At 45.8% G+C, this 3,212-nt stretch carries 4 protein-coding genes; 3 read left to right on the top strand and 1 reads right to left on the bottom strand.

Annotated features, from left to right (window positions below):
- The coding region (locus ACIQZ3_RS10475) for a M3 family metallopeptidase (RefSeq protein WP_397392896.1) at window positions 1–1,862 on the top strand (1,862 nt) is incomplete at its 5' end.
- 3 nt (window positions 1,863–1,865) lie between these two features.
- Here ACIQZ3_RS10475 and ACIQZ3_RS10470 read toward each other — a convergent pair.
- Complete coding sequence (locus tag ACIQZ3_RS10470; RefSeq protein WP_397392898.1) at window positions 1,866–2,420, bottom strand: efflux RND transporter permease subunit; 555 nt, start codon at window positions 2,418–2,420, stop codon at window positions 1,866–1,868.
- A 73-nt stretch (window positions 2,421–2,493) separates the two neighbouring features.
- Here ACIQZ3_RS10470 and ACIQZ3_RS10465 point away from each other — a divergent pair, with 73 nt between their 5' ends.
- Together ACIQZ3_RS10465 and ACIQZ3_RS10460 are read left to right on the top strand one after the other, a co-directional pair.
- Entirely contained in the window at window positions 2,494–2,616 is a 123-nt protein-coding gene (locus ACIQZ3_RS10465; protein ID WP_397392894.1) for a transposase, read from the top strand.
- 317 nt (window positions 2,617–2,933) lie between these two features.
- Window positions 2,934–3,095 (top strand): IS3 family transposase, encoded by a 162-nt coding sequence (locus tag ACIQZ3_RS10460; protein WP_397392892.1) that lies wholly within the window; start codon window positions 2,934–2,936, stop codon window positions 3,093–3,095.
- Window positions 3,096–3,212: the final 117 nt, after the last annotated feature.

Genomic DNA, 3,212 nt, shown 5'->3' with positions numbered 1-3,212 from the left:
GTGTGGCAGATACCCCAGAACGCAGAGCGGCTTACGGCGAGATGATGCCTAAGGTAACCGCATTTTTTTCAAGCCTAGGTCAAAATCTAGCGCTGTATCAAAAGTTTAAGGAGCTTAGCCAAAGCCCTGCTTACGAAAAACTATCTACAGCGCAGAAAAAAGTGATAGAAAACTCATTAAGAGATTTTCGCCTTGGAGGCGCAGAACTTTCCGAATCACAAAAGCCACGCTTCGCAGAGATTCAAGATGAGCAAGCGCTATTAGGGAAGGCATTCTCTGATCATGTATTAGATGCGACAGATAGTTTTGTGCACCAAATTACCGATAAGTCTGATTTATCAGGCTTGCCAGAAGATGTCATCGCTGCAGCCGCTGATCTTGCTCAACAAAAGAAACTTCAAGGTTGGGCTTTTTCATTACATTTCCCATCCTATTACCCAGTGATGCAGTACTCCGAGAACCGGTCACTCCGCCGCCTCATGTATGAAGCCTATGTGACTCGAGCTTCTGAGCTAGCTCCTCAATACTCCCAAGGAAAAATTGATTGGGACAATACGCAGAATATGCTCCAGCAGCTGAAACTGCGCGATGAAGAAGCGGTTACGCTGGGATTCAAAAATTATGCGGCCTTGAGTTTGGCCCCCAAGATGGCAAATGACGTTGGGGAAGTTGATACCTTCCTAACCAATTTTGCACAAAAGGCAAAACCCTTTGCGCTCAAAGACTGGCAAGAGCTTTCTGAGTTTGCCAAGTCTGAACTCTCTATTGCCGATGGATTGGAGCCATGGGACATTGCATTTGCATCGGAAAGATTAAAGCAAGAGCGTTACTCTTTTTCTGAGAATGCGCTAAAACAATATTTTCCATTACCTAAGGTTTTAGAAGGCCTATTTGGAGTCATTCAAACACTGTTTGATGTGAAGATTGAGCCTGCAGATCTACCAACTTGGCACACAGATGTTCAATCCTTCTCAGTTAAAAATGCTGAGAACCAGATCGCGGCTTACTTTTATTTAGATCCCTACGCTCGACCCGGTAAGCGTGGTGGCGCCTGGATGGATGATGCGCGGGGTCGTCGAGAGCTGCCAAATGGTGAGATTCAAGTACCAGTTGCGTATTTAGTGTGTAACTTTGCACCGCCAGTAAAAGTAGATGGCGTATTGCGACAACCGACAATCACTCATGATGATGTGATCACCCTCTTCCATGAGAGTGGTCATGGATTACATCATCTATTAACTCAGGTAAGTGCACTAGGCGTCTCTGGAATTAACGGTGTGGAATGGGATGCTGTTGAATTGCCGAGCCAGTTTATGGAAAACTTCTGCTGGGAATGGGAAGTCTTGGAAAAGATGACTGCCCATGCTGAAACTGGCAAGCCACTCCCCAAGGAATTGTTTAACAAAATACTCGCTGCGAAGAATTTCCAAAACGGATACATGACGCTGCGTCAGGTTGTGATGTCATTAACAGATTGGCGTCTGCATGCCAGCTTTGATCCTAAGAACGCACAAGATCAAGTCATTCTAGATCTATCTAGAAGTATTGCAGATCAATTCAATGTGATTCCTCAGCCCACCCTTTCCCGCTGGATCAATACCTTTAGTCATATTTTTGCAGGTGGCTACGCTGCAGGTTATTACAGCTATAAATGGGCAGAAGTACTTTCAGCCGATGTGTATGCCGCCTTTGAAGAATCTGCAAAGCTCACTGGTAGTGTGCTTGATGCGGAAACAGGTAAACGCTATCGGACCGAAATTCTGGAGGTGGGCGGTAGTCGACCTGCCGCCGAATCTTTTAAAGCATTCAGAGGTCGTGAGCCAAGCATCGATGCCCTATTAAGACATGGTGGCTTGGCTTAGAGACTACACGGTCTTGGAAGACTTCTTATTTGCACGTTTCTCAAAGAACGTTTCGATTTCTACGTAGAAGATTGGGACCAAAGCCACTGCCAGGCAGGTAGAGGCAATCATTCCACTAAACACCGTAATGCCTAAAGAGATGCGCGCTGCTGCACCTGCGCCAGTAGATAGCAGCAAAGGCATGACACCTAAAATAAATGCGATGGATGTCATGACAATTGGTCTAAATCGCTCTCTTGAAGCCTCTAATGCGGCATCCACGAAACTCATACCTTGATGCCGGCACTCAATGGCGACCTCAACTATCAAAATTGAGCTCTTACAAGAAAGAGCGATCATTAAAACTAGACCGATTTGCACATAAATATTATTTGCCAGGCCTGTATGCAATAAAGCCAATACCGTTCCCGATAATGAGAGTGTGACTGCTGTTAAAACAGCTAGTGGAGCAATCCAGGTTTCATATTGGGCTGCGAGCACCAGATACACCAACAAGATCGATAGCGCAAAGATCAAGATCACGGTATTTCCAACTAAGTCTTCTTGATATTGAAGTATCCCCTTAGATTCGTAAATTTAAGAAGTTGAGTTTTCTGTTGTTTATGGCAGTATTTACAACAGGAGAATCAATATGAAAAAGTCACGATTTACAGAGACCCAAATCGTTGGAATTTTGAAGGAAGCTGAGGGCGGTATTGCGATGGCAGACATATTGCGCACGCATGGCATTAGCGACGCCACCTTTTATCCCTAAAGGGATTTCCGTTGGTCATTATGGCGCTCCAAATATGGGGGTCTTGAAGCTTCTGAGCTCAAACGGGTCAAAGAGCTAGAGCAGCAGCTCTCCGAATATAAAACGATGGTTGCTGAACTGACTCACGATAACCGAGCGCTAAAGAACCTCATCGAAAAAAAGCTCTAGCGCCAACCGGTAAAAGAGATGTAGTCGATTACCTGGTTGACGAAGAAGCGGTACCCATTACAAGGGCTTGCGCTCATCTGGGGCTGGCCAGGTCATCGTATTACGAGCGCCCAGCAAGTAGGGCTAAGGCTGATGCGCCCGTCATTGAAGTGCTTAATCAAGTAGTTGCCAAGAATGGGCGCTGGGGTTTTAGATTGTGTTTTGATTGGATGCGTAATCAGGGCTATGCATGGAATCACAAGCGGGTATGGCGTATTTACAAGGAGATGGGCTTGAACTTACCCAGAAGAACTAAGAAGCGGACCCTGTAAATATTTCCGTGTAAGTTCACTGCGGGGTTATTGGTGAGCGCTGATGCGTTCACCAAATTCTATATCAAAGCGATTCAGTGCTGCCCGCCAGTTCCGTATCGGCATCGTCCACTTCTT

This window comes from Polynucleobacter sp. (genome assembly GCF_044342855.1).
In the GTDB taxonomy this organism is placed as follows: Bacteria; Pseudomonadota; Gammaproteobacteria; order Burkholderiales; family Burkholderiaceae; genus Polynucleobacter.
The sequence above is the reverse complement of the archived record's forward strand: the minus strand, read 5'-3'. Positions and strand labels throughout refer to the sequence as shown.